This is a genomic window from Pararhizobium gei, assembly GCF_029223885.1.
Classification (GTDB): Bacteria; Pseudomonadota; Alphaproteobacteria; order Rhizobiales; family Rhizobiaceae; genus Pararhizobium; species Pararhizobium gei.
The window spans coordinates 122,417-148,085 of sequence record NZ_CP119410.1 but is presented as its reverse complement, the minus strand read 5'-3'; the positions used below and the strand labels follow the sequence as shown (position 1 = coordinate 148,085).

The 25,669-nt window shown below is 58.9% G+C and carries 23 protein-coding genes and 2 pseudogenes; 8 read left to right on the top strand and 17 right to left on the bottom strand.

Annotation, left to right across the window (positions count from 1 at the left end):
- Positions 1-551: 551 nt before the first annotated feature.
- From PY308_RS21750 to PY308_RS21720, 7 genes are all read right to left on the bottom strand, one after another.
- A complete protein-coding gene (locus PY308_RS21750; protein WP_275791260.1) occupies positions 552-1,631 on the bottom strand; it encodes an ABC transporter ATP-binding protein in 1,080 nt (359 codons plus the stop codon).
- A gap of 66 nt (positions 1,632-1,697) precedes the next feature.
- Complete coding sequence (locus PY308_RS21745) at positions 1,698-2,654, bottom strand: SIS domain-containing protein (protein WP_275791259.1); 957 nt, start codon at positions 2,652-2,654, stop codon at positions 1,698-1,700.
- 45 nt (positions 2,655-2,699) lie between these two features.
- Complete coding sequence (locus tag PY308_RS21740; RefSeq protein ID WP_275791258.1) at positions 2,700-3,578, bottom strand: carbohydrate ABC transporter permease; 879 nt, start codon at positions 3,576-3,578, stop codon at positions 2,700-2,702.
- Positions 3,578-4,483, bottom strand: coding sequence for a carbohydrate ABC transporter permease (locus tag PY308_RS21735; protein WP_275791257.1), 906 nt, complete (start codon positions 4,481-4,483; stop codon positions 3,578-3,580). The genes PY308_RS21740 and PY308_RS21735 overlap by 1 nt, the downstream gene beginning before the upstream one ends.
- A gap of 96 nt (positions 4,484-4,579) precedes the next feature.
- On the bottom strand, positions 4,580-5,851 hold the full coding sequence (locus PY308_RS21730) for an extracellular solute-binding protein (RefSeq protein ID WP_275791256.1): 1,272 nt from the start codon (positions 5,849-5,851) through the stop codon (positions 4,580-4,582).
- Between the two features lie 2 nt (positions 5,852-5,853).
- Complete coding sequence (locus tag PY308_RS21725; RefSeq protein WP_275791255.1) at positions 5,854-6,822, bottom strand: N-acetylglucosamine kinase; 969 nt, start codon at positions 6,820-6,822, stop codon at positions 5,854-5,856.
- Positions 6,819-7,616 (bottom strand): DeoR/GlpR family DNA-binding transcription regulator, encoded by a 798-nt coding sequence (locus PY308_RS21720; protein ID WP_275791253.1) that lies wholly within the window; start codon positions 7,614-7,616, stop codon positions 6,819-6,821. Before PY308_RS21720 ends, PY308_RS21725 begins: the two co-directional genes overlap by 4 nt.
- 142 nt (positions 7,617-7,758) lie before the next feature.
- Between PY308_RS21720 and PY308_RS21715 the strand changes: the two genes are divergently transcribed.
- Both PY308_RS21715 and PY308_RS21710 read left to right on the top strand, forming a co-directional pair.
- Complete coding sequence (locus tag PY308_RS21715) at positions 7,759-9,039, top strand: D-tagatose-bisphosphate aldolase, class II, non-catalytic subunit (RefSeq protein ID WP_275791504.1); 1,281 nt, start codon at positions 7,759-7,761, stop codon at positions 9,037-9,039.
- A gap of 53 nt (positions 9,040-9,092) precedes the next feature.
- Positions 9,093-9,782, top strand: a pseudogene (locus PY308_RS21710) (hypothetical protein); the annotation flags it as partial.
- Here PY308_RS21710 and PY308_RS21705 read toward each other — a convergent pair.
- Positions 9,766-12,012, bottom strand: coding sequence for a beta-glucosidase family protein (locus PY308_RS21705; RefSeq protein WP_275791252.1), 2,247 nt, complete (start codon positions 12,010-12,012; stop codon positions 9,766-9,768). The pseudogene PY308_RS21710 and the gene PY308_RS21705 sit on opposite strands and share 17 nt — an antisense overlap.
- Positions 12,013-12,137: 125 nt before the next feature.
- Entirely contained in the window at positions 12,138-12,725 is a 588-nt protein-coding gene (locus PY308_RS21700) for a TetR/AcrR family transcriptional regulator (protein ID WP_275791494.1), read from the bottom strand.
- A 148-nt stretch (positions 12,726-12,873) separates the two neighbouring features.
- Here PY308_RS21700 and PY308_RS21695 point away from each other — a divergent pair, with 148 nt between their 5' ends.
- From PY308_RS21695 to PY308_RS21685, 3 genes are read left to right on the top strand one after another with little or no spacing between them, the layout of a single operon-like run.
- Complete coding sequence (locus PY308_RS21695) at positions 12,874-14,184, top strand: NtaA/DmoA family FMN-dependent monooxygenase (RefSeq protein WP_275791503.1); 1,311 nt, start codon at positions 12,874-12,876, stop codon at positions 14,182-14,184.
- A 50-nt stretch (positions 14,185-14,234) separates the two neighbouring features.
- Positions 14,235-15,944: an efflux MFS transporter permease gene (locus tag PY308_RS21690; RefSeq protein ID WP_275791493.1), complete on the top strand. Its 1,710-nt coding sequence runs from the start codon at positions 14,235-14,237 to the stop codon at positions 15,942-15,944.
- Between the two features lie 24 nt (positions 15,945-15,968).
- On the top strand, positions 15,969-17,033 hold the full coding sequence (locus tag PY308_RS21685; RefSeq protein ID WP_275791492.1) for an HlyD family secretion protein: 1,065 nt from the start codon (positions 15,969-15,971) through the stop codon (positions 17,031-17,033).
- A 534-nt stretch (positions 17,034-17,567) separates the two neighbouring features.
- Here PY308_RS21685 and PY308_RS21675 read toward each other — a convergent pair.
- The 3 genes from PY308_RS21675 to PY308_RS21665 form a co-directional block, all read right to left on the bottom strand.
- Positions 17,568-18,377 (bottom strand): NAD-dependent epimerase/dehydratase family protein, encoded by an 810-nt coding sequence (locus PY308_RS21675; protein ID WP_275791490.1) that lies wholly within the window; start codon positions 18,375-18,377, stop codon positions 17,568-17,570.
- A gap of 121 nt (positions 18,378-18,498) precedes the next feature.
- Positions 18,499-18,651 (bottom strand): hypothetical protein, encoded by a 153-nt coding sequence (locus PY308_RS21670; protein ID WP_275791489.1) that lies wholly within the window; start codon positions 18,649-18,651, stop codon positions 18,499-18,501.
- 93 nt (positions 18,652-18,744) lie between these two features.
- Positions 18,745-19,437 (bottom strand): glutathione S-transferase family protein, encoded by a 693-nt coding sequence (locus tag PY308_RS21665; RefSeq protein ID WP_275791488.1) that lies wholly within the window; start codon positions 19,435-19,437, stop codon positions 18,745-18,747.
- 106 nt (positions 19,438-19,543) lie between these two features.
- Here PY308_RS21665 and PY308_RS21660 point away from each other — a divergent pair, with 106 nt between their 5' ends.
- Complete coding sequence (locus tag PY308_RS21660; protein ID WP_275791487.1) at positions 19,544-20,107, top strand: TetR/AcrR family transcriptional regulator; 564 nt, start codon at positions 19,544-19,546, stop codon at positions 20,105-20,107.
- A gap of 66 nt (positions 20,108-20,173) precedes the next feature.
- Here the strand turns inward: PY308_RS21660 and PY308_RS21655 are convergent, their stop codons facing one another.
- Positions 20,174-20,554: a limonene-1,2-epoxide hydrolase family protein gene (locus PY308_RS21655; RefSeq protein ID WP_275791486.1), complete on the bottom strand. Its 381-nt coding sequence runs from the start codon at positions 20,552-20,554 to the stop codon at positions 20,174-20,176.
- A 368-nt stretch (positions 20,555-20,922) separates the two neighbouring features.
- On the opposite strand from PY308_RS21655, the pseudogene PY308_RS21650 reads away from it, so the two are divergent.
- Positions 20,923-21,186, top strand: a pseudogene (locus tag PY308_RS21650) (cell division protein FtsZ); the annotation flags it as partial.
- Positions 21,187-21,334: 148 nt separating this feature from the next.
- Here PY308_RS21650 and PY308_RS21645 read toward each other — a convergent pair.
- Positions 21,335-22,258, bottom strand: coding sequence for an AraC family transcriptional regulator (locus tag PY308_RS21645; RefSeq protein ID WP_275791485.1), 924 nt, complete (start codon positions 22,256-22,258; stop codon positions 21,335-21,337).
- Between the two features lie 264 nt (positions 22,259-22,522).
- Between PY308_RS21645 and PY308_RS21640 the strand changes: the two genes are divergently transcribed.
- Positions 22,523-22,993 (top strand): nuclear transport factor 2 family protein, encoded by a 471-nt coding sequence (locus tag PY308_RS21640; RefSeq protein WP_275791501.1) that lies wholly within the window; start codon positions 22,523-22,525, stop codon positions 22,991-22,993.
- Between the two features lie 557 nt (positions 22,994-23,550).
- Here the strand turns inward: PY308_RS21640 and PY308_RS21635 are convergent.
- From PY308_RS21635 to PY308_RS21625, 3 genes are all read right to left on the bottom strand, one after another.
- The gene (locus PY308_RS21635) at positions 23,551-24,150 is read right to left on the bottom strand and encodes a LysE family translocator (protein ID WP_275791484.1); all 600 of its coding nucleotides are present in this window, start codon (positions 24,148-24,150) and stop codon (positions 23,551-23,553) included.
- Positions 24,151-24,451: 301 nt separating this feature from the next.
- A complete protein-coding gene (locus PY308_RS21630) occupies positions 24,452-25,009 on the bottom strand; it encodes an alpha/beta fold hydrolase (RefSeq protein ID WP_275791482.1) in 558 nt (185 codons plus the stop codon).
- Between the two features lie 61 nt (positions 25,010-25,070).
- Complete coding sequence (locus tag PY308_RS21625) at positions 25,071-25,652, bottom strand: NUDIX domain-containing protein (protein ID WP_275791481.1); 582 nt, start codon at positions 25,650-25,652, stop codon at positions 25,071-25,073.
- Positions 25,653-25,669: the final 17 nt, after the last annotated feature.

The following is a 25,669-nucleotide window of genomic DNA, read 5'->3' as shown; positions in this document are numbered from 1 at the left end:
TCCGAGCCTTTTCCGGACTGCCTCTCGTAGCTGCACGTTGCCCAGGTCATCCAAAATCGACGCCGGTAAAGGTTCGGACCTCGAGAGCAATTGGCGTCCGGGATGGTCCGGTTCCAGAAGGTCTAGAATGCGAGCGGCAGCGTCGTCGTCGCGTCGCGCCATGGCAGCGGCGCCGACGAGCAGGAGCGCGCGTCTCTTGTTCGAGCTTGCGATCCGTTCGAAACATCGGACGGCTTCGGGGATTGGGGCATGCGCGCCGATGAGGTGAGCGGCCGGCGCAGCGAGAATGGGTGGCGCTTTCATAAGATATGCGGGTGTTAGCTGCGCGACGATAGAAGGGTCGATGGCTTCTGCATCAGCCAATGCATCCATGGCGTCCAACCGAATCCATCGCTGTTCCGGGATGTTGACCAGTGACTGACGACGAGAACGCTCCCGCCAGCAGGGCAATTACGCGATGTTCGCCTGTCTCTGCATTTCGCTAGTGGACTCGTTCACTCGAAATATCCTCATAGCCTCGTTTTATACTCCGTGTCGGTAGACTATGCGCACTACGAGATACGCTGCCCGGACATCTTGTCGAAGATGTGCAGGGTCCCCGGATCGGCCGTCAATCTGACGCTGTCGCCACCACCGAATTGCGAGCGGCCGGGCATGGCAAAAATCATCGGGCTCTTGTCACAACGTCCGTAAATATGCGATTCGGCGCCTGTCGGTTCAACGAGATCGATTTCAAATGGAAAGCTGTTTGTATCGCCATTACCCGTGTCGATCGACATATGCTCCGGTCGAACGCCCAGCACGATGCTCGTTCCCGTCGCGGCGTCGATGGGACCGTCGATCGGTATATCGGCGCCGGCGATCTTCGCATACGTACGACCTCCATCCCGTATGAGAGTTCCGTCCAGCAGGTTCATCGCTGGCGAGCCTATGAACGTGGCAACGAAGAGATTTGCGGGTCGATCATAGACGTCGAGCGGTGCACCAACCTGCTCCACGCGACCGCCGTTGAGAATGACGATACGATCCGACATCGTCATGGCCTCCATCTGGTCATGCGTGACATAGATCGACGTGGTGCCGAGCCGCTTCTGCAATGACTTGATTTCGATGCGCATCTGCACGCGCAGCTTCGCGTCGAGATTTGACAGCGGCTCGTCGAACAGGAACACTTGCGGATTGCGCACGACGGCGCGCCCCATTGCGACGCGCTGGCGCTGACCGCCGGATAAGGCTTTCGGATAGCGTCCGAGATAGGGCGTCAAGCCAAGAAATTTGGCCGCTGCCTCAACTTCCTTGCGGATCTGCTCCTTCGGCACCTTGCGCAGTTGAAGGCTGAAACCCATGTTTTCCGCCACGGTCAGATGTGGGTAGAGCGCGTAGTTCTGGAACACCATGGCAATGTCGCGGTTTTTCGGCGCGACATCGTTTATCACGCGACCATCAAGTGAGATCGTGCCTGCGGTGATGCTTTCAAGACCGGCAACCATGCGCAAAAGCGTGGATTTCCCGCAGCCCGAAGCTCCGATCAGCGACACGAACTCGCCATCCTGGATCGACAGGTCTACACCGTGGATGACCTCCTCGATGCCATAACTCTTGCGAAGTTGAGATATCTCTACATTTGCCATGCTAAATTCCGATCTTGAAACAATACCGTGTGACCGGTGGCTCATACCCGCCGACAGACGAAGGCGTCATCCGTGAAGGACGACAACTTTGTTCAGGTGGCGGGGCGCCATCGTATCGATGTTCTTGGCCTCGGCGACTCTTTCGCCGATGATCTGCAGTGCCGGAAGCAAGGCAATTGTCTGGCCAAGCCCCTCGATCTCGGCTGGGATCGACAGGTCTCCTGGACCGCCGAAACCGATGATTGCAGCACCCTTCGCCCTGATATCGTCGGCCACCTTCGCCTCCTCGTCCTGGGTTTCGGCGCTGTACAGAATGATGGCCAAAGTGCCCTCGTCAACGAGGCTGATTGGGCCGTGGCGGTATTCCATGGGGTGGAAAGCCTGCGAATAGCTGATGCTCATTTCCTGCAGCTTCAACGATCCTTCGGTTGCCATGCCGTAGAACGGGCCAGCACCGAGATAGACGAAATGGCTTCGTCCCCGGATGAGGTCACGAATGCCGGCATCCATGGCACCAAGCCCTGCCTTTGCTGCGGTGATGATGCTGGGATCCAGCTTGACGCCGGCCATACGCAGACCGGCGATCAGCATCAGGCTGGCCGACGACGTCATGACGATGCCTTCCTCCGCATGGGTCTTGATGTAGACGACGGTTTCGGCTGCGCGGGTGATCGAACTGTCCTTCTCGCAGGTCAGAGCGATTGTCGGGAAACCAGCATCGCGGCTGACTTCCACGGCCTGAACGGTCTCTGTGGATTCGCCGCTGCGCGACAGCGCGATGACGCAGAGGTCCGATTGGTCAGCCAGATAGGCGTTGCGACGGCGCGACCACTCGGCACCGGGGACCGCCAGTGCATTGCGACCGTTCAGATTGAAGGCTGCTGCAATTGTCTGCGCGAGATAAAATGATGTTCCGCAGCCGACGACGATCACGGTCTTTGCCGTGACCTTCGGAAGTACGATCGACAGCGCACCCTCCCAGAAGGGGAATTGTTCAAAGATGACGCGTTCGGTAACGTTCATTGCGAGGCTTCCTTATGCTTTGTTATGATTTTTGTGTCCGGGTGTTTATTTGCTGGCACCGGCCATCAGGCCCTGCACCAGATAGCGGTTGAGAAACAGAACCAGCAGCACCGGCGGGATAATCGCCAGTATGCCGGCGGCGTTCATCAGCCCGTAATCGACATAGTTGCGAGTGACGAATTCCGGGATCAGCACCGTCAGCGGCTTGGTCGCAAGCGTCGGCGAGAACACCAGCGGAATCATAAACTGACCCCAGGCATTGAGGAATGTCAGGATGGCGCTGGCGATCAAGCCGGGTGCTGCCAGCGGCAGCACAATACGCACAAGCGTATAGACCTTGCTGGCACCGTCGAGCCAAGCAGCCTCTTCCAGCGAAATCGGCATCGACTGATAGACGCTGCGCATCAGCCAAAGCGCCAGAGGCAGGAAGGCCGAAACATAGATCAGCGTGACGCCGGTAAAGGTGTCGATCAGATTCAGCGAGATCATCAGGCGGTAGAGCGGGATCATTACCGTGTAGGCCGGGATCGCCAGCGTTGCGACGACGAGAATGAACAGGAGGTCGCGGCCTGGAAATTTTAGACGAACGAAGGCATAGGCGCCGAAGGCCGCGATGAGGACGGTCAGCAAGGTGCTGGCGATCGACGTGATGAGGCTGTTGAGAAAAGCCTTGGAGAACTGTGGCCACACCGACTGCACCTCGTTGCCCTGCGAGAGGCTGGTGGCGCCGAGAAGCTTGCCATAGTGTTCGAAAGTCATGCTCGGCGGCCAGAAGTGCGCCGTCGTCGAGACCAGATCCGTGGGCGAAGTGAGGCTGGTGACCAGGGACCAGTAGATCGGTCCCACCGACCAGACGAGCAGCAGCAATACCGCCAGCGTCAGTCCGAATTTCGAGAGAATAAGCGTGAGGATATGGCGGTTCATCAGTCGAACCTCGTTTCGCGGTAGACCTTCAGGACATAAATCAGCGACACCAGCAGCGAGGCGATCATCGCGACGATCGACAGCGCCATGCCGAAAGAGAATTTCAAATTCTGGAACGCCGACATGTAGACCTGGATGATAACGGTGCGGGTATCGAGGCTCGAACCGGTAAGGATCCAGGCTTCGTCGAACAGGTTGAAGGCGAAGACGGTCGACTGGCTGAGCGCGATGGCCAGGCCACCGGAAATCAGGGGAAGCGTCACCAGCCTGAAGGATTTCACGGGCCCGGCACCATCCAGTTTTGCAGCTTCGTAAAGATCGGCTGGAATGCTCTGCAAGGCTGCAAGCAGAATGATCGCGGTCAGCGGCATCATTCGCCAGACATGTACCAGAGCGACGAGAAAGAGAGCGGTTTCGCGGTCGTTGAACCAGACCTTGTTCTCGCCGATGATACCGAAGGACTGGAGAATGCCATTGAGCAGCCCGTAGCTCGGATTGTAGATCCACAGCCACACGACGGCGTTGACCACCGGCGGCAGGCACCAGGGCAAAATCAATGCCGCCAGCAGCCAGCGACGGCCGAGCTTGACCTTGTTCAGCAACAGCGCCGCGGCCAGACCGCCGATGGTCTCCAGCACGACCGCGATGGCCACGTAGATCAGCGTGTTGATCCAGGCGAGTTTGACATTGCTGTCGGTAGCGAGCGCGATGTAGTTGCCAAAGCCGACGAAGGGTGTGCCGGCCCGCATCGGCTCCACCCGGTAAAGACTGTCGATGAAGGTTGTCACCAATGGCAGGAACACCAGTGCCCCCATGATGACAATGATAGGAACGGCCAAGGCCAGCCCCAGCCCGGCCTCGCCATTGTAGAAGCGAGGCCGCACGTTTGAAGATACGGAAGTCATGATCGTGCGGCCTCTTTGACTTGGGAGACGCCCGGCATAAAATGCACAGGCTTTGGCTCCCGCCACGCTCCCGCGATCCGGGAGCCACGGGGGTTGTTACTGCTGGGCCGCCTTGGCTTCTTCGGCGATCTGCTTGACAGCGTCGTCGACGGAGATCTGACCCTTGGCAGCCTGGTTCAGGGCGCTGGCAACGGCACTGGAAAACTGTGGGTACCAGCCGGGCGTACCCTGCGCGAACAGGGGCTCGACCAGGCCGGCCTGTTCGAGAAGAATGTCGCCTTCCTTGAGCTTGCCCGCATCGTTCAATTGCTTGAGGACGCTGAGGCGGGTCGGCAGGTTACCGAGCAACGTGTAGTCGGCGATCGCGGTTTCCGGTTCCAGCATCCAATTGATGAAGGCGACGGCGGCGTCCTTATTTTCGGCCGACGTCGGAATGCCAAGAGCACCCGGCAGGCCGAAGGTGCGTGACTTGCCCGTCACGGACGGCATCAGCGCTGCCTTGGCGTCGGTTGCAACCTGCGACTTGGAAGCATCGGTGTAGACTGCCAAATTACCGGCCCATCCGGCGACGTCGAACGAGATCTTGCCGCTCTTGAACAGTTCCTGGATTTCCACATCCTTGAGGCCGGTGGCAGCCGGATCAATCAAACCCGCCTTCAGCGCCTCGATCTCGAAGCTCATGGCCTTATAGCCGGCGGAATTAGGCGCGGTGAAAAGCGGCTCGAATTTCTCATCGAACAACTCGCCACCGAACGCCTTGGTCAGGAGATACCAGGCCGTGGCGCTGCCTTCAGTCGCCGACAGCGGCAGGCCTATCGGATACTCGGCGATGTTGGCCGCCTTGATCGCCTTGGCGGCGGCCAGCAGTTCGTCGGGAGTCTTCGGTGGCGCCTTGATGCCGGCCTTGTCGAGATGGCTCTTGTTGTAGATCAGCACCCGGAAGTCGTTGTTGTAGGGGATGGCGATCAGCTTGCCGTCATAGGTGAAGATTTTTGACGTCGGCAGATCGGCAAGAACTGCAGGATCGAGAATATCGTCCAGCGGCTGAAACCAGCCGGCTGCACCGAACTGTCCAACCCAGGACCAGTCGATCTCAGTGGCGCTGCCGGGCGCGGTATTGGCGACCATCGAGGTGACGATCTTGGTGCGGATTTCGTCCCAGCCGAGTGTCTGGCTGTTGAGCGTGATACCGGTCTTTTCGGTAAATCGGTCGGTCATTTCCGTGGGCAGCGTCACCCATGGCGGCAGGAGCACGGTCAATGTTTGGCCGGCCAGCGGCTTGGCATCGTCTGCGAAAGCGGGCATCGCGGGCGCAAGAAACGCCATAAGCAGGGCGGATACGGTGGATAGAAACAGACGTCTTTTCATGGTCATTCCCCTTTTTTTTGGTGATCGTCGTTGTAAATCAGCGTGTCCAGTGAAGCCGACAGGCGGTCGATCCATGTATCGTCAACGGACCAGCCGGCATTCGCTGCGGCGCGCAGCAATGCGCCGCCGACGGGCGGCAAGCGCGGCAGAACGGGGTCGAACCCGAGCTGGGCCGCGATTCTCTGTCGGACGATGGCACTCGAAAGCACGCCTCCGGCATAGCTCCACGACACAGGCATCAGAGCCTGCGTCTGGCTCCAGGCAGCGGTGACATGAGCGGCAAGATGATCCGCCGCCGCATGAAGGATCGCGCGCGCATCTGGATTGTCGTTCTCGGCCAACACAGAAACGGTGACCGCCAACCGGGCGAATTCCATGCGCCGGTTTTCCAGCTGGTAACACCAGCCGATGAGATCCTTGGCCGCAAGGCCAAGTGCCGACAACACGCCTTCGCAGAGTGCCTGCGCATTTATACGAGCATCCAGATGGCGGCTGACGACACTAAGTGCCTCACGGCCGATCCAGTAGGCGCTGCCCTCGTCCCCGAAGGCATCGCCCCATCCGCCGACACGAATATGCGGGTCAAACCGCCCATTGAGACTGGCCCATGCCATCGAACCGGTTCCCGCGAGAACCAGCACGCCCGCTTTGCCGGCCATCGCACCGTCGAACGCGATGCGCACGTCGTTCTGCACCAGCGTGTTTCCGGCAACGAGAGCCCGGGTAACCGCCGTCTGCTCGTCGCTGTAGTGTTGCACCTCGTCGTGGAAGGGCAGGCCGAACACGGCAGCCGCTACGTTTTGCGGACATGCATCCAGCAATGTTTCCAGCTCGGCAACCCAGCCCCTTCCGGCCGACGGATCCAGTCCCGGTCCGCGGCGCGACAAGATCACCTTTCCGCTGCGGTCCGCGAACGCGAGGACTGTCTTCGTTCCGCCACTGTCCAGACCGAGAACGACGTCCATGCTCATGCCGCTCCCGACAGGCTGTCATTGGCCGGGCTGCGCACCAGCAGCGGGTTGCAGCCAGCCTCCTTCAGCCGCGACGACCAGCCGGCGTCAAGGCCTTCGTCGGTAATGATGCCGACGTCCGCGGAGAGCCTAGCAACCCTGTAGGTGAGGCGCTGGCCGAACTTGCTGCTGTCGACCAGCAGCGTCCGGGTCGCGGCGCGTGACAGCATCTTTTCGTTCAACCGCGCTTCGTACTCGTCGAGACTGTAGAGACAACAATCCTCGCCGATCGCACCGGCACCAAGAAACAGCCGATCGAACCAGAGACGGTCCAGCATGTCTTCAGCAAGGCTGCCGACCATCGACGCATTCTGCGGCCTTAGATGACCGCCGAGAAGGGTGATTTTCAGATCCCGCACATCCATCAGAACCTGCGCGACTGTGACGCAATTGGTGAAGACCGAAAGCGGCAATGGGTTGAGTCGAATACGACGTGCAACTTGAAGAACTGTCGTGCCCGCATCCAGAAAGATGGCGCTGTGCGGAACGATCGTCTCGAAGGCGGCGTCTCCGATGGCACGTTTGGCGGATAAATGACGCTGCTCACGGGCTTCGAAAGCGACTTCGATCCCGGCACTTTCGGCAATGCGAGCACCGCCGTGGGTACGGGAAACGGCACCTTCAGCTTCCAGCGCCAGAAGATCGCGGCGGATCGTGGCTGGTGAGGCGCCGACGGTATCGGCGATCTCCTGAATGGAGCTGTAACCGCGACTGTAAAGGTGCTGGCGGATGGCGGAAAATCGATCGTCTTTCACGTTGCACCCTTCCTTTTTGATCAACTGAGGCTAAAAAACCCCATGATATGATCAATGTCAATCTAATTTCTGATTGATTTTGATTATTTTATGTTTACCCTTCTCTTCATTGATGCCATCGAATGCCGTTCAAAGGACTTAGATCATGACCACCGACACGTTGCGCGCGCTTGCCAGCCGCCATTCCTCCGGCGCTAGAGGCGGAATTGCTTCCATCTGCTCGGCACATCCGCTTGTGATCGAAGCCACCTTGATACAGGGCAGAAATGACGGCACCGAAGTTCTGATCGAGGCAACTTGTAATCAGGTCAACCAAGAGGGCGGCTATACTGGCATGACGCCGGCCGATTTCCGGCGCTTCGTCGAAACCATCGCCGCAAAGACCGGCTTCGATACGAAGCGGCTTATTCTCGGCGGTGATCATCTAGGGCCGAATCCCTGGAAGCATCTGCCGGCAGAGGAAGCTCTTTCACGCGCCGATGTGATGATCGACGCCTTCGTTAGCGCTGGTTTTACCAAGATCCATCTGGACACCAGCATGGGTTGTGCCGGTGAAGGTTCGGCCCTTGCTGATCAAGTCACGGCGAACCGCGCTGCCCGTTTGGCGGCAGCGTCAGAAGCCGCCGCCAAGCGTTCCGGTTTCGATAAGCCCGTTTATGTAATCGGGACTGAGGTACCCATTCCCGGCGGAGCGATGGAGGTGGTCGAGCACCTGCAGGTCACTACCGCGCAGGCCGTCCTTGAAACGGTGGACGTACACCGGCGCGCTTTTGCCACACGCGGGCTGGAAGCAGCTTTCGAGCGTGCTATTGGCGTTGTTGTGCAGCCGGGCGTCGAGTTCGGCAATGAGAACGTTGTCTTCTACGACCGACCGGCTGCACGGGAATTGAGCGCCGCTTTGTCCCGTATTCCACAGTTCGTTTTCGAGGCGCATTCCACCGATTATCAGCCGGTGTCTGCCTTGTCGGCGCTGGTCGAGGATGGCTTCCGCATCCTCAAAGTCGGTCCAGGCGTAACATTTGGCCTGCGCGAGGCTCTATACGGCCTCGACCAGATCGCCGCCTTTCTGTTCGACATTCCCGACGCCGACACTCTGCGCGCTGCCATGGAGCGGCTCATGATCGCCGAACCGGGCAACTGGGAGAAATACTACCACGGGCATGAGTATAACCTCCGCCTGCAGCGCCATTTTAGCTACAGCGACCGTATTCGATACTATTGGCCGCATCCAAAAGCCCAGATTGCTGTCAACCGCATGTTGGCGGTCTTGGAAGATATGGTTATTCCCGAGACGCTCGTCAGCCAGTATTTTGGCACCCTCTATCCAGCTGTCGCGAACAATACGTTGAGACCAACGGCACGCAATATTCTCGTCGCGAGCATTCAACGCGTTATCGACGATTATGCAAGAGCCTGCCGTTAAAGAAGCCAGAGTATGATCTTGGAGTATGTCCAAGAATTGTGGTTGAGTGATCCGGCTCGTCCGAGACCATGGGCACCGGTGTGAACGCGCAGCTCCGGCTGAAGGCGCTGCATCATCTCGACGTGCCGTGGCTGCCCTCGCAGATCGAGCAGCGGGAAGGACGCATCATCCGCCAGGGCAACCAGCATGACGAGATCGACATCTTCGCCCATGCCACGCTGGGATCGATGGATGCGCAGATGTGGCAGAACAACGAGCGCAAGGCGCGCTTCATCGCCGCTGCCCTGTCCGGCGACACGTCGATCCGACGGCTGGAGGACATAGGCGAGACGCAGGCCAGCCAGTTCGCCATGGCCAAAGCCATTGCGTCCGGCGACGAGCGGCTGATGCGCAACGCCGGGGCGAGCGGTTTGGGCGTGACGGCTATCGCTACGAGACGGCGCTGCGGCGCACGGGTGGTGACAGCGAGGTCGGTCTCGACATGATTATCACGCCGCTCGGCGCGGTCTCGCGGCTGGAGCATGCCCTGTCGAACGTCGAGGGCGAACGTGAGGGCCATAGGTCCCGGCTCGGCAAGGCCGAGCGCAGACAGGCCTCCTATCGGTCCCGCATCGGGGAAGTCTTTGCCTATGCCGCGGACCTTGGACTTGAAGCGGGAGCAGCTGACGGAAGTAGAGGCGGCACTCGCGACCGATGTGGACTCTTATCAAGTGACAGCTGAAACGATCAAGCGGGTTGGGTGAAAGGTGGCATTTCAACGCTCACAGAGATGCCTTCGGCCGCCGCACTTTCGGAGCAACGTAAATCGACGATCCCAACGTCCCTGACCCAGGCCCTCCCTACCGCATCGAACCGTGCCAGAAGTCGTGGATCAACACGCATTTCCACCTTCCGGAACTCATCTGGCTGCAAATCGATGCGCTCGAAACCACAAAGACGGGGCGCAAAGCCGTGAGGGCCGGTCCTTGAGACGTAAAGCTGAGGAACCGCTGCTCCTGCCCGAGCGCCCGTGTTGCGGACCATCACCGTTACCATCAGCGTGTCGCCCTGATAATCCGCCTGAAGATCAGAATAGGTGAAACGGGTGTAGCTCAGTCCGTGTCCGAACGGGAAAAGAGGCGTCAGCCCCTCGCGCACGTACCACCGATATCCGACATCCGAGCCTTCGACGTTGTAGTCGATGTCGAAGACATCGCCCTTGATCGTCATGCCCGGGTTGGAGGTCGTGGTGCGGGGATCCTGTTGCTCAGGGTGCGGAAGCTGTCCGATGTCGCGGGGAAAGGTAATGGGAAGGTGCCCGGACGGATTGACGCGTCCAAACAGGATACCTGCAATTGCCTCGGCTCCTCCCGATCCGGCGTAGAACGCCGCCAGAACTGCGGGAACGACATCGAGCCAGGGCATCGCTACGGCGCCACCGGATTGAAGAATGACCACGGTGCGGGGATTGGCCCTCGCCACGGCAGCAATCAGGGCATCCTGGTCGTCGGGCAGGTCCAGCCCCGGTCGATCCTCCCCTTCGGTGCGCCATTCCTCGGCAAACAGAAAGACCATATCGGCATCGGCCGCGGCCCTCACGGCTGCTGCGATATCGCCGCCGTCGATGAAATCCACCTTTGCGGCGCCCGCCTCCGCCCTGATCGCATGGAGGGGGGATGAAGGATGGTAGACCCTGGCCATCGGCACGCCCATGACTTCGACGCCCTCGAGCGACAGGCTACCCACAGGGGAGACGGCGGACGATCCGCCGCCTGCGAGTACGCCGACATCGGCGTGACGCCCGATGACGAGCAGTCGCCGGGCTCCCCTGGCAGCGGGCAGGATGCCGTGCTCGTTCTTCAGGAGCACGATCCCGCGTTCTGCGGCACGCTGGGCGATCAGGCGATGCGCCATATAGTCGATATGACCATCCGGCGGCGCAGGCCGGTCGATTGCGCCGACGGCAAACAGGCTGCGCAACTGCCGGGCGACCATGTCATCGATGCGCGCCCGGAGAACCTGACCTGCCGCGACGGCATCCCGCAGAGGTTGGGCAAGAAAGCGCTGCGGATCCAGATTGGCACCCGACTGGACGTCGAGGCCAGCAAGTGCCGCCTTTACGGTAGAATGGGTCGCGCCCCAGTCGGACATGACCCAGCCGGGATAGTGCCACTCGCCCTTGAGGACGGTCTGGATGAGATACACATTTTCGGAGGCCCATTCGCCGTTGACAAGGTTATAGCCCGGCATCACGGCGCCAGGAGCGCCGATCTCGATGGCGATCTGGAAGGCGAGCAGATCGGACTCGTGCAAGGCATTGAGCGAGAGCACAGAGTTGGAAAGGACACGGCCGGTTTCCTGCGGGTTGACGGCAAAATGCTTGACGGTGGAAACCACGCCCTGCGACTGAATACCCGCGACCGCGTGCCCGGCGATGATGCCGGTCAGCAGAGGATCCTCCGAGACGTACTCGAAATTGCGACCGCCCCGTGGCTCACGGATGAGGTTTGCTCCGCCTGCCAACTGAACATTGAAACCCTTCGCCGAAGCTTCCCGGCCGACGAGCGCACCGGTCTCGCGTGCCGTTTCCGGATCGAACGAAGCACCGAGCAACAGGGATGACGGAAGTGCCGTCGCGTTGTCGCCCGGCCTGACATTGGCCGTGTTGCTGATCCCGAGACTGGCGTCAGATTGCTGCTGAGCCGGAATACCCAGGCGGGGTATGCCCGGATAGTACGCAGCCGACCCGAGCGCGCCCTCCGGGATTTTCGTCTCGCCGGTGGGAAGCGCCATGGGTCCGGATAACCACGCGAATTTCTCGTCCTCTGTCATCGCCGAGACGACAAGAGCGGCACGCGTTTCTGGAGACAGAGTGGTATCAGACCATTCCCGGGCCGAAGAAGCATGACGAGGAACAGTCGCCGCCGGCCCTGCGACTGCTTCAGCAGGCGATGGAGAGACGAGCTGTCTCGGATCGACTTGGGATACTTTCATCACAACCTCTTTTTTTTGTAGCAGATGATCCGCGAGCCTCTTGTTCCCCGGCTGACCGTTTGAAAGCCTCTTGGTCCCTCCCGGCCGAAGGGCATTGGCCCGGTGCAGTGGCGTGGGCGACAGGCCTAGTTTTTCTGACCCGTAGCCCAACCGTTTTTCAGCAACGAACGGAGAATGTCGCGGGTCCCGGTCTGCGCAGTCGTTCTGTTGCTTGCCCAGGCCACAGCAAGGGAGCCCAGGAATATATCTTGTCCGGTCAGGGTTGGTTGGGCCAGGCCCTCGTCCTGTGCCGCCCTCAGGAACTTCCAGGTCGTTTCGATCAGGCTTTCGCAGGTTGGCCTGAGGGCGGAGGTAGGGGCGGACCATGCGGCGCGCAAAGGTTCAGATAGACCATCATAGGCGAGCATCCAGTCTCCTAGAGCATCGATCCAACGTTCCAGCATCAGCGCTGGATCAACGGTCGCGGCCTCTATCGCGGCCCGCTTTTCCTCCAGTTCCTCGTGAAAGGGCACGAGCAAAGCGGCGAGCAGAGCGTCTTTGTTGGGAAAGTGCCGGTAGAGGGTTCCCGATCCCAACCCTGTCTGGCGGGCGATCGCGTCCATGGAAACATCCACCCCCGAGGTCGAGAAGGCCTGTCCGGCAATGTCGAGGATGTGCTGCCTGTTTTGCTGAGCGTCTCTGCGCGGGACGCGTGCTGTCGAAAAAGAAGCCATCGGAACCATTTCCTTATTGAAAACCGGGGAGCATCCCCGTATATGACTTTAACGGGGATGCTCCCCGGTTAATAACGTCAAATTCACGATCAGCCAAGGGCGACCTTGAGGAGTAGTGCTTCAGGTGACCAGAAAAATTCTCATCGGCATGGTTTTCGGAAACGGATATGGCGCACAGGCTGGCGCCTGGAGAATGCCGGGCGTCGATCCGGAGGGCTTCACGAGCTTTGACAATCTGGTCCGCTACGCCCAGCTCGCCGAACGCGGCAAATTCCAGTTTCTCTTCATGCCCGACTTTCCAGCTCTGAAAGCCGACATTGCCACGGAGGCGCAAAGGCTCAATCTTGAGCCGATGATGACGCTCGCAGCGGTGGCGCGCGGAACCGAGCGCATCGGAATGGTCGCAACAGGTTCGACCACATTCAACGAGCCCTACAATCTTGCCCGTCAGTTCAAGACGCTCGATATCATGAGCCATGGCCGGGCAGGATGGAACGCCGTCCCGACCAGCGATCCCGCAGTGGCCGCCAACTACGGACGCGAGCTGCCGCCGCGCATGGAGAAGTACGAGCGGCTTCACGAGTTCGTGCAGATCGTTCAGGCGCTGTGGGGCAGTTGGGGGCAGGACGCCTGGCTCCATGATCAGGCATCGGGACGTTTTGCGGACCCGACGAAGATCAGGCAGGTGAACCTGCACGGACGCCATGTCGGCTCAAAGGGTCCCCTGCCGCTGCCGCCTTCCGGGCAGGGCCAGCCCGTCGTTTTTCAGGCTGGCGGCGGCGATCATGGACTGGAGGTGGCGGGACGATATGCAAGCGGCGTGATGGGTGCGGTCTACACCATCGAGGATGCGTGCAACCAGCGCGCGGAACTTCGGGCGGCGGCGGCACGCGCGGGCCGCGATCCGGACGAGATCAAGTTCTTCGCGGGCATCATGACGACGATTGCCGCCGACAGGCGCCAGGCGCTCGACCGGAGAATAGCAATGGCCGAGCACACGTTTGCGGAAAGGGTTGGCTATCTCGGCCAGATGCTGGGGCTCTCTCTCCATCCCGATCAGCTTCATCAGCCGCTATCGCCAGAACAGCTTGCCGCGGCGCGCCCGTCACCCATGGACCCCCGTTCCGACCACGCCTTGAAGATTGCCCGCGAGGGCTGGACCCTTTGCGAGGTCCTCGCGCACGGTGTGGTCGATTATCATCCTTCCGTCGTCGGTCCGGCCGTCGAGGTGGCCGATCACATGCAGGAATGGTTTGAGGCAGAGGCCGCGGACGGCTTCTGGTTCTGCCCTGACGTCTATGAGGACGGTCTGCCGCCGCTCGTGGACGACGTCGTTCCGATTCTCCAGGCGCGCAACCTGTTTCATAAGGACTACGAGGGATCGACGCTTCGCGAGCACCTGGGCGTGCCTGCACAATACGGGCTCGACCAACGTCTCCTTCGTGCCGCGCAATCCTGATCGCAATGAAGCCGGAAACGAAAGAAAATGTGGAGCGAAATGACCAGGCGATGACATCCGCAGCTATCCTTGATGAAGCGTCGCAGCCCGTTCGCGAGATACGGGATGAACCGGATGCCTCGGCGGTCCAACCCGCGCGGGAGGACCCCGGCGTAACGCCCGGTGCAACCGTCATCGTTCCATCTACGCCGTCCCCGGTGATTCTATCCTGCTACGTTCTTGCCGGGCTTGTGATCACGTTCACCGTGGGCCTCGGGCAGAACTTCCTGTCGACGAACCTGCAGCAGGTCGCGGGACCGATGGGGCTGACGCAGCAGGAGGCGACGTGGCTGCTGGCGGCCTACTATTTTCCCAATGCCAGCATAACGCTCATTCTGTTCAAGATGCGCACGCAGTTCGGCCTGAGAAACTTCGCCGAGGCTGCGGTCGTCGTCCATCTGATCGTCAGCGGATCGCATTTCTGGATCGATACATATGCGAGTTCGCTGGTCGTAGCATTCTTTGCCGGTGCAGCCGCCGCACCACTGACGTCTCTCGGCTTCCTCTACATTCTGGAGAAATTTCCGCCGGCACTGAAAATGAATGCGGGTCTGTGCGCCGCGCTGACCGCATCCGCCCTGGCAACGCCATTGACCGGCATCGTCTCCCCCTCGCTGCTCGATCTCAGGGACTACCGCGGCTTTAACCTGGCCGAAGTGGGTCTTTCCCTGCTATCGCTCGCATTGATCTACCTGCTGCCCCTGGCATCCCCGCCAAGGGCGAAGATCATCAGCGCCCTCGACCTTATCAGCTACGTCTTCCTCGCGATCGCCATGGGGAGCTTCGCCGTCGTTCTCGCGGTCGGCAAATCCTACTGGTGGACCGCCGCCGACTGGATCGGATGGCTGACCGTCGCCGGTATTCTGTCGGGCGCCGTCTTTGCAGCAATCGAACTCAACCGCTCGAACCATCTGGTCGATATTCGCTGGCTGACGTCGCGCGAGATCCTGCACTTTGCCGGCGTTCTCGTCGTCTTCCGCATGGCATTTTCCGAGCAGATCAGCGGCGCGGTCGCCTTTCTGCGGAGTGTAGGCGTGGCAACCGATCAAATGGTGGGCCTCTACTGGGTGATGTTTTTTGGTGGGTTGGCCGCCGGAGTGCTCGCTGCTTTCCTAGTCAAAGCGAACCGCCACACGATGATCCACGTCACATCGCTTCTGATGATCGCGACCGCCAGCTATATCGATAGCCAGGCCACCGTCCTCACGCGGCCCGAGCAGATGTATGTCAGCCAGTTCCTCATGAGCGCAGCCAGCGGCTTGTTTCTGCCCTCCGCGCTTGCCGTGGGCTTTGGCGGCGCCATAAAGCGCGGTTTTCCGTACATACTGTCGTTTATCGTAGTCTTCCTTGCCACGCAGAAAATTGGCGGCTTTTTGGGAAGTGCGGTCTATGGGACGTTCGTTCAATGGAGGGAGCAGTTTCACTCCGCGCGGCTGGTCGAGAGGCTGTCCTCCGTCGATCCGCAGGTCGCAGCCCGCCTGAAGCAACTCGCAGGCACCTACGGCAGGGTTCTGACCGATCCCGCCGAGCAGGCAGCACAGGGCGCGGGTCTTCTTGCCCGTCAGGTGCAGCAGCAGGCCTTCACGCTCGCCTACAACGACTCGTTCCTCCTCACGTCCTGCCTCGCCGTTCTTGCTCTGGCCGCTCTGCTCGTTCACGTCGCGTGGCGAGACCTGAAGTTTGTGCGACCGGCGGACGCACCGTCCCCCGCAAACCCGTGATCTCCCGAGAAAACCGAAGAAGATATGTCAAAGCCTTTCAGATCCGCCGCCACCATCCTAGCGTTGACCGCAGGCCTCGTCGGGGCCGCAACGGTCCTTTACGTCTGGAACCTGCCGCCCTTCCGGAACTCCGTACAGATGACGAACGACGCCTATGTGCGCGGGCAGGTCACCCTGCTGAGCCCGCAACTTGCAGGCTATCTGGTCGATGTCCCCGTTCGCGACTACCAGCGCGTCCGGCGCGGCGACTTGATAGCGAGGATAGACGACCGGATATTCGTGCAGAAACTGGAACAGGCGAAGGCCGCGCTCGAAGCGGCCGAAGCCGAGCTCTCCAATTCCGAACAGAGCCAGAAGTCCGCCGAAGCGAAAATCCTTTCTGCAAAAGCTTCGGTAGAAAGTGCCGAAGCAGCGAGTGAGGCGGCTCGTGCCGCCGCCGCGCGAAGCGAGAACCTTCTCAAGAGCAATATCGCCTCACAGAGTGAGGCAGAAAAGAACCGCGCCGCATTTGGCCAGGCCCGAGCCGCCGTCCATCAGGCGGAAGCGGCCGAGCTCGTTGCCGAGCAAGACCTCAACATCGTCGTCGTCGGACGCAGGTCCCTGCAGGCCAACGTCGAGAGCGCCAGGGCAGCCGTCAAGCTGGCGCAGATCGACCTTTCCAATACCCGGATCACCGCCCCTCAGGACGGAACGCTCGGCGAGGTGACCGGCCGTGTCGGTCAGAATGTCTCTGTCGGCACGCAGATCGGATCGATCGTACAGGACGAGGTCTGGATCGTTGCCAACTTCAAGGAGACACAGTTTTCCGGTCTACGGGCAGGGTACGAGGTCATGTTCACAGTCGATGCGCTGGAAAACAAGCCATTCAAAGGTCGCATCGAACGTTTCGCGCCGGCCACGGGTTCGGAATTCTCTGTCATCAAGGCCGACAACGCCACGGGCAACTTCACGAAGGTCGCGCAGCGCATCCCCGTACGGATCTTCATCGACCGAAATCAGGATGAGGTGGAAAGGCTCGTTCCCGGCATGTCCGTTGTCACGCGGATCGATGTCGCTCAGTCTCTTGACCCGGAAGTTACTCGAAAATGACTATCTAATACGGCATGTGCAGGCTCTGTAATCTACGGAGACTTATCGGATTCAATAATCATTATACTGAAATGGCCCAAATCGTTGAGCGGACCGGCGAAAATCACGTCGAGGAGGCATCAACGCAGCCTCCGGGCAAAGCACCCCGCCGCCGCCTGCCCTCCCTCGCCGGTGCGGATTAGTCGCCCGCTCATCTTGCCGGCCTTGCCGATCGTGCGCGTGGTTACGTCGAAGCCGCCAGCTCGGCCAATACGCCCAACCCTATGCCGCCGACTGGAAGTATGTCTCCGCCTGGTGCCGTCAGTCCGGCCTGTCTCCCCTGCCCCGCGGGAGGCGCTGGATAGGCTGGCCGCTGGTGACACGCAACGCACCGTCGCCGCGCTATTCAATGTGAGCCAAGCAACGATATCGCGCCTCGTCGGTAGTAGTGGCGATGCTCCGAGAATATCGTGCGCGAACCTTCTATGACGCGCAGATGAAGTGAATGAACCGCACGTCGCTACGGTCCATCCACCTAGTTTCAGTTATCCAGCTTTACTCGGCCAGAACCGAACGATAGCGCTCTGCATACGAGCCGTTCCTGATATCCTCAATGACGTCGATGTGCCTGGGCTCCCATCCCAAGTCAGCGACAGTCCGCTTGGCGATTGACCGGCTGTTTACAGCGATCGCCATATCGACATAGAGCGTTCCCCACAACGCACACGCAGCTTCGTAGCTTAAGCTTTTTGCTTCGCAACCTGTAACCTTCGCTACCGCTTCAGCGATCGCGCGGTAATTGGCTTCACCGCTTATTGCATGATAGAGAGCGCCCGGCGTACCCTTCTCTATCGCCAGACAATAGACTTCGGCGAGATCTTCAACGTGGACTGCCGAATAGAGATTCAGGCCGTGACCGAGATAACAGGCCGAACCAGTTAACCTAACGGACTCAAATATCTGGGGAATCTGGATGCTGCCTCCATTCCCGTATACAAGTGCAGGCCTGATAACGAAGGTGCTTAATCCTTCGCCGGATGCCTGCCGTACCAGATTCTCGGTCTGAATTCGGACAGTGCGAACTGGTCGAGCGGGAAAGGGAAACGGGTCATCTTCCGCGAAGGTATCTTGCGACCAGCGCCCATCCAGCGACTCGATGGACAGCACGCCCGTGCCAGAAGTAAAGAGGAGGTGTCGGGTTCGACCCCGTGTGCAGCTCTCTACCAGTACACGCATCATTTCAAGTTCGTGATCGAAAGATGGCATCGCTGCCATGACGACGACTTCGAAATCGGCGGCGAGCGTTGCAAGAGCTGGTAGATCATCGAAGCTTCCACTGACGGCTGAGAAGCCTGCCTCGTGCAAGGTAGCGATGTTGCCATCTGTGCGGGCGAAGCCGGTAACCTCATGCCCTCTGTCGCGGAGCGATCAGGCGATGTGAGAACCGATATAGCCTGTCGCGCCAATCACCAGAACATCCATGTAATCATCCTTTTTTATAAAACCGATAGCGCCATCGTACCATCAGCGCGCACAGCGACTTCTTGCGGTGAACAACCATCGGGCCATGCCGACACTGAATGAGGTCCCCGAAATGCATGCCGATAATCTCTTCCGGCTTGTGCTTCTTGCTCGGCATTCAATGTCCCTTTCGTGGTTCGGACTATCATAGTCTCTAGGCCACTCAGCGGGGGGCAGATCAGAGGCGGCCCGCAAAGTAAATATGACCTCGCTATGTTGCGCCACCGAGGCGCGCTAGATCTTCCGGCAGCGGGGTCTGACCGCTGCGGTTCTTTACGGCAGGAAGATCGGCTACTTTGCCGCGCCAAGTGTGAAGAGCAGTGAGTTCCGGAGCGATCGGCAAGCCAACAATCTCGGCGAAAATCAGGCTGGCAAACAAAGTTATGTCAGGCATCGAAAAGCCATCCCCGGCCAGGAAAGACTGCTTCGCCAGCAGATCATTGAAGTAGGACATATTGGCAACGGCATATGCGCCGCGCCGCTGCCCCCATTCCTTTGCGCCGCTCCAGTCTGGCATCCGCCATGGCCGCAGCGCGGCGCCAAGACCGGGCGTGGCATAATGAAAATAATCGTCGACGGCTTCGATCAACATCACCTCGGCACGACGTTGCATCATATGAATGAGTGCTTTTTCACGCGACGTTCTGCCGGTCAGAATCGGGTTGCCATCCAGATTATCGAGATACTCGGTTATGGCCGTGGATTCCGAGATGATTGTGCCGTCGGCCAACTCCAGGACGGGGATTTTCCCGATGGGGTTCATTTCAAAGAAACCCGGCTGCTTCTGTTCAGCGGCGATCAGGTCGACACTGACGAATTCGACTTGGTCCTCAAGGCCTTTCGCGGCGAGGACGATGCGGACCCGTGCTGGATTAGGCGCGCCTTCTCGATCATAAATTCTCATGGAAAGTCTCTCTATCTGTCAGTTGATAGGTGCATTATGACTATTGCGATCGACGCGTCAAAGCTTATCTGCCATTTGGTAGGTGGTAGACATCAAGGGTATCGGAATGAGCACGAACACCAGGGAATTGATTCTGAGCGCTGCCACGCGGACCGCGCAGGCGCATGGCTATGGCGGTCTGAACTTTCGTGATCTCGCGCAGGATGTGGGCATCAAGTCGGCAAGCATTCATTATTATTTTCCCAGCAAGGCCGATCTCGGTGCGGCAGTGGCGAGACGTTATCGGGAGGATGCTGCGGCGGCATTGGAAGCCCTGTCGAACGAGACGCCAGATCCGATCGCGTGTCTGCGCCGCTATCCTGATACATTCCGCGCGGCACTCCAGAACAATAACCGAATGTGCCTCGGCAGTTTCATGGCGGCCGAGTATGATGATCTGCCGGACGCTGTGGCAAAGGAGGTCCAAGATTTTGCCGACGTCAATGTCGCATGGATCGCCCGCCAATTATCCACGGCTTCCCTGATCGCCGTCGAGAAAAGCGAACATAGGGCGCGGGCGATCTTTGCGGCCATTGCGGGCGCGCAGCTTCTTGCCAGGAGCCGGTCAGATATCAGTTTTTATGACTTTGCGATCGACAGCTACCGCGAGGCAGGACTCCTGCCATCTTAGGCGCTGCTGTCGAGTGAGGAGAAGATTGATCCGGCATCGGTCGCTGTCGGTGCCATGTGCACACGATTACCCAACCGTCGCCCTCGCGGCCTGCACCTGCGCCGAATCGAAATAGTCGCGCCAGTGGGTGATCAGTTCGTCCTGTAGCTCGAATATGCCCATGACGGGAAATTCCCACCATTTGTCTTTGATCAGGAAACGGTCCAGTCTTTCGGTCATGACCGCGCCGTTTTCACCTTGCGCAATGTGATACACGCGCCAGTCTATCTCGCTCGCGTTGCTCATGAACCTAGCCAATCCCTGTCGGATCGCCGCGTGGCCCACCAGCGGGTCCCAAGGCATATTGTGGTAAATGCAATCGGGAGCCATCGCCGCTAGAATTGCGTCTAGATCCCGCGCATTCCACAGCGCGATGAAATCCCGAACCTTGTCGATGTTGGATGGCATATGCTTCTCTCCTGATGTCACGTTCCAGTCCGGCCCAGCGCCCGCGGTTCAGCCGATGGCTTGCCTTCAACGGCACGACCGGACTCGAGCAGCCTGCCTATCTTCGCGCAACACGTTCGGCTGTGGAGCTATTGCCGGCACCACAGCCGGGTTGTCGTATGTGCTTCAGAACCGCTCGTCGATCATTTCTTCGCTCTTGTTCCAGAGCGTCCAGCACCATGAGCTTCCCGAACCCGCTGCTCGCGCCGGTCACGACCACTACCTTGTTGCTCATTCCAGATCCCGTCATCGTTGGAGAATGACGAAGGGATATACAGTTCTGTCTATCTAGGCAAGTAAATACAGGTCTGTCTGTCCATGAGCACTAATTGGCAGGGAGCGATTTGAAGTGGTTCAAGCCGAGGATCGCCGTAATTGGCGTTGGCGGTGGTGGCGGTAATGCTGTCAACAACATGATCGCGCAGGAGCTGGAAGGAGTGAATTCATCGTAACAGACACCGATGCACAGGCGCTTCCCATGTCCAACGCGCCCCGAATCATCCAAAATGACGGTCACCGAAGGGCTCGGCGCCGGATCCCTCGCTGAGGTCGGACAGACAGCGGCCGAAGAAGCGATCGACGAGATAATGGATCTATCATCAATGGTCCGGACAAAATTGGGCCCGGTGAGCCGCTTCCTCAACATTTCAGGCGATCTGGGCCGCTAGTATGACGAGACTGCGAGGGCAATAAGGCCCGTTAAAACAAGACGGAAGAACCCAAAGAGCCCTTCTACTTCGTTCATCGCTGCCTTGCTGTTTGAACGTCACGACGCGGAGGCGCGCCAAACATACGAGAATACTCGCGGCTGAACTGGGGCACACTTTCGTATCCCACCCTGATTGCAGCGGTATTGGCATCGACCCTCTCTGTCAGCATGAGATTTCGGGCCGCATAGAGACGCAGGTTCTTCTGGTATTGAAGCGGACTCGTACCGGTGAGACGTCGAAAATTATGATGAAAGGTCGAGCTTGCCATTGCGGCGAGCGCTGCAAGCTCTTCTATCCGCAGCGGCTTGATGTAGTTACTCTTCAACCATTCGAGAGCGCGAATGACACCGGTGGTCCTGTATCCTTCGCTCGCCATCCGCGTGAGCCAGTTTCCGGCCTCGCTCTGAAGAAGGCGCACGTAGATCTCGGACTGGATGATTTCCGCGAGCAACGGAATATCGTCGTGCTTGAGGGTCAGATCGACAAGGCGCGAGAATGCACCCAGCAATTCCTCGGACGCCCGGCCCCTTGCGATGCCGACAGGATCGACCGAAGGATCCGGCTCCCAAAACCCTACCTTTTTTGATAGTTCGTGAAGCCTCTGCAGATCGATCCGCATGACCAGAGAAACATAGGGCTTGGCTGCTGAAGCTTCGATCACATGCGCTGAGGTCGGAACATCGATGGAGGTGACGAAGAAGTCACCAGGATGAAAAAGCATGTCATGCTGATCGAACATAACGCGCTTCGCACCGCTGAGAATGATCGCGATGCAAGGTTCGTAAAAGCATCTGCTTGGTTCGTCCGGCTGTGAAAGCTTGAAAAACTTCAACCCGGAAAGTTTGCTTTGATTTAAGTTCTCACTGGTGCAAATGCGTTGTACCACCGAAGCCAATCCAAGGAGCGCAGTCTGCGATAACGTCCAGCGTTCATCGACCGCTTGAAACTGTTTCATCTCGGCACCTCTCGTTCAGCTCCGCAAAATGTGATCCCGAAGGACGATCCGCCGATCAATTATCGACAGGATTGTGCAAAAAATCAATCGAATCGAGATCACGTCGGATGAAACCAACTCCTATCTTCTTTTCAGTGGTTTCGGTTTCGCATCTAAGAATAAAGAGGCGGAAGCGTGACCCGAAGATGAACAAGAGACGGTCAATTCGTCACGGAGAAGAGATTGAGAAACATTATCCTTGCAGCGGCTCTATCGTTGTCTGCCATGGCTCCATCCACAGCGCACGCTCAGGAAGCCGTCGCCGTCTCGGACAATCCGGACGTGCTGTTCACCAGCCCTGACCCGAAGCTGAATGCCAACAAGCAGGTGGTCTACAAGATCATTCTCGAGCTTCTGGAAGCTGGCCATTGGGATAAGGCCGGCCAGTATATCGCCGACGACTATATCCAGCACAATCCGAATGCTCAAAGCGGACTGAAGCCCGTCGTTCAATACTTCACCAAAGTGCTCAAGGTGCAGCCCAAGCCGATTCCTGCGAAAATCAACATGAAGGTTGCCGACGTGGTTGCCGAGGGCGATCTGGTGGTCGTGACCTATGCCCGGACCGAAAAGGATCCGAAAGATCCGTCCAAGACCTATAGCACGACATGGTTCGACATGTGGCGCATCAAGGATGGCAAAGCGACCGAGCATTGGGACCCAGCCTTGCTCAACGAAGCGCCGGACTTGCGCTGATCAGGACAGGGCCGGTAATTCATGCCGGGACCACCTGGATCGCTAACGCAGCCTGTACCGCCAGCCCCGCGGCACAACGCTTCCCCTATAGATCGTCACCAGGACACTTCCATGGAACGGCGAAAATTTCTCGCCCTCGCGGCAGGCAGCGCAGCTGCCACGATGGTTGCACCCCATCTGGCAAGCGCACAGACCCCATCGTTTGAAGCGCAAACGGTACAGGGTACCGTCATGGCGACCCGCGGCAATAGCTCGGGTACAAACCTTCCGGTTAACGGGCCGGCCACCGATGGGATCCGGCAATGCCGTTTCACACAAAACCTGGAGGCTGCGCAGTAACAGGGACGCCATTCGGAGGAGACTCGCCGCCCTTGCGAATGTTCTATGATTGCTGCGGAACCAACACAGCACGGCCAAAGCAAGCTGTACGAGACTAGGATGCGCCTTGAAATCCACACCATGTCCCATTTGGTCGCGCTGGCAATCCATGCCGTCAGACAGTTCACCGATGCATGCCGGGACAAGCGTAAACAGGGCTATACTACGGCGATCTCGAACTAGACGCCAGCGAACGCCAAATAGGCGGCGCTTGCCGTCAGGAGTGCTGCGAGCAGCCTGTTCATCACTCTGATTTTCGAGGGATCGGCTACCCAACGGCGAAGGAAGGTTCCGGCAATTGCCCAACATCCGATAGAGAGGTAGCAAACGATAAAGTAGATGGTCGCGAAGGTCAGAAGCCGGTCAACATCTGCGCCTGCCGAGAAGACGCCCATTCCGGCGATCGATGCAAGCCAGGCCTTTGGATTGAGCCATTGTAGCAACGCTCCATCCACGGCGCTCGGTGCATTCCCCGTCCGCCCTGGAGACATTGCCCCACCGTCGGTCGCAAGCCCAACTGCCATGTATACGAGGAACAGGACACCTGCCCAGCGGACGACGGCAAGCAGATTGGGAAGCCAGCTGATGGCGGCGCTCAATCCAAGGCCGACAAAAACCAGCAGGACGACGAACCCTATTGTTGCCCCTGTGACGAACCACACCGACCGGACAAATCCATGTCGCATGCCGACCGACATCGCGACTATATTGACGGGCCCGGGCGAGATGGAGGCGGCAAGCGAGAAGGCTGCAATGGAAATCAGCATTGCAGTCGTCATGATCCCGATCCCTTTGGGGCTCGGGGCGTTCGTAGTGACCCTGACGACCCATGTATGCCGCGATGGCTTAGGAACGAGTCAATGGATCGTTTTATTGTTGTCGCGCGCTCGACCGGCGCCATATGAGTTTCCCCATCAAGAAGAGTGACTTGGATGCCGCATTCGCGCGAAGCGGCCTGAACGATTGCCTCGGCAAAAAACTGGTCCCGGCTATCCCCGATAATGAGTGTACGGGTATCGAACGGGGCCGCGTCGGCCCCAGGCAGTTCGCTTCGGAGCATTGCCTCGAGATATCGAACGATTACCTCTGGCTTGCCGAACCGCTGCAACATGCGATTTCCCCCGATGCACACGCGCAAACCCACCAGCCAGATGGGTTTCGGAACATGGAGGTAAATTCCTTCAATAAGCCTTTCATATCCCCGGCCTCAACCAATTCGATCTGGCGCGTCACGAGACGCTTTCCCTCGGCCGAAAAACGATGGGCGCTTGCCATCCGGATAAGTCTGTCAACTTTTTCAGGCGAGCGCGCCGCGAGGTGAGAGGCGACAACGCCACCATAGGAAATGCCCACCACATCCGCTCGCCCACCGAGGTGTCGATCGATAATTTCCGCAACATCATCAGCTAGCTCCTCAACTGTTACCGTGACGGGATTCGGATCGTAGCCGACGAGAATAATACTCCGGTCGTTCGGCAGCAGCCGTTTCAGGCGCCTGATGTCCTTCGACAAACGCGTACCGTCGGGCGTCATCATGAAGCCTTGGCCACCGTTAATCACGAGTATGGGGTTCGTGCCTTTGCCGATCCTTGCAAACGGAACCCGTCCCAGAAATGTACCTGTCTCTACAATATGCATGATTAGACTACCGAACTGATGGATCGCGACGCCTACGGTTTATCCCGTCGCCATGATCCTCTTATTTGAACACCTGAAGGGCGGCATGCTGGAGAAGCATGATCGTCTTGCCGTCACGGATGCGCCCATCCCCGATCATCTCCATCGCCTCATCTATCGTTGGTTCAAGGCGCTCGATGTCCTCGCCTTCGTCCACATTGCCGCCACCACTGGAGACCTGGTCCGCGGCTGAATAGGAGCCAATGAAGAAGTGAAGCCTCTCGGTTACCGAGCCAGGGCTCATGAAGGCATCGAAAATCTGGCGTACATCGCTGACCCGATATCCGGTTTCCTCCTCGACTTCAGCCTTGATCCGATCCTCCGGACTGGCATTGTCCAGGAGACCCGCCGGTGCTTCCGTCAATAGATCGTCATGGCCATTCACGTAGGCCGGGTAGCGAAACTGCCGGGTCAGAAGGACCGTACGACGATCGAGGTCGTAGAGAAGGATCGTCGCACCATTGCCGCGATCGTAGGTTTCCCGACTTTGCCTCTGCCAGGTACCGTCCCCCCGCAGGAAGCTGAATGTTGTCTTCTTCAGAATGTACCAGTCGTTGGAGAGCGTAGTGACCTCTTCAACCTTGACCCGATCAGATATCGTCATGCTCGTCTCCGCTGCAC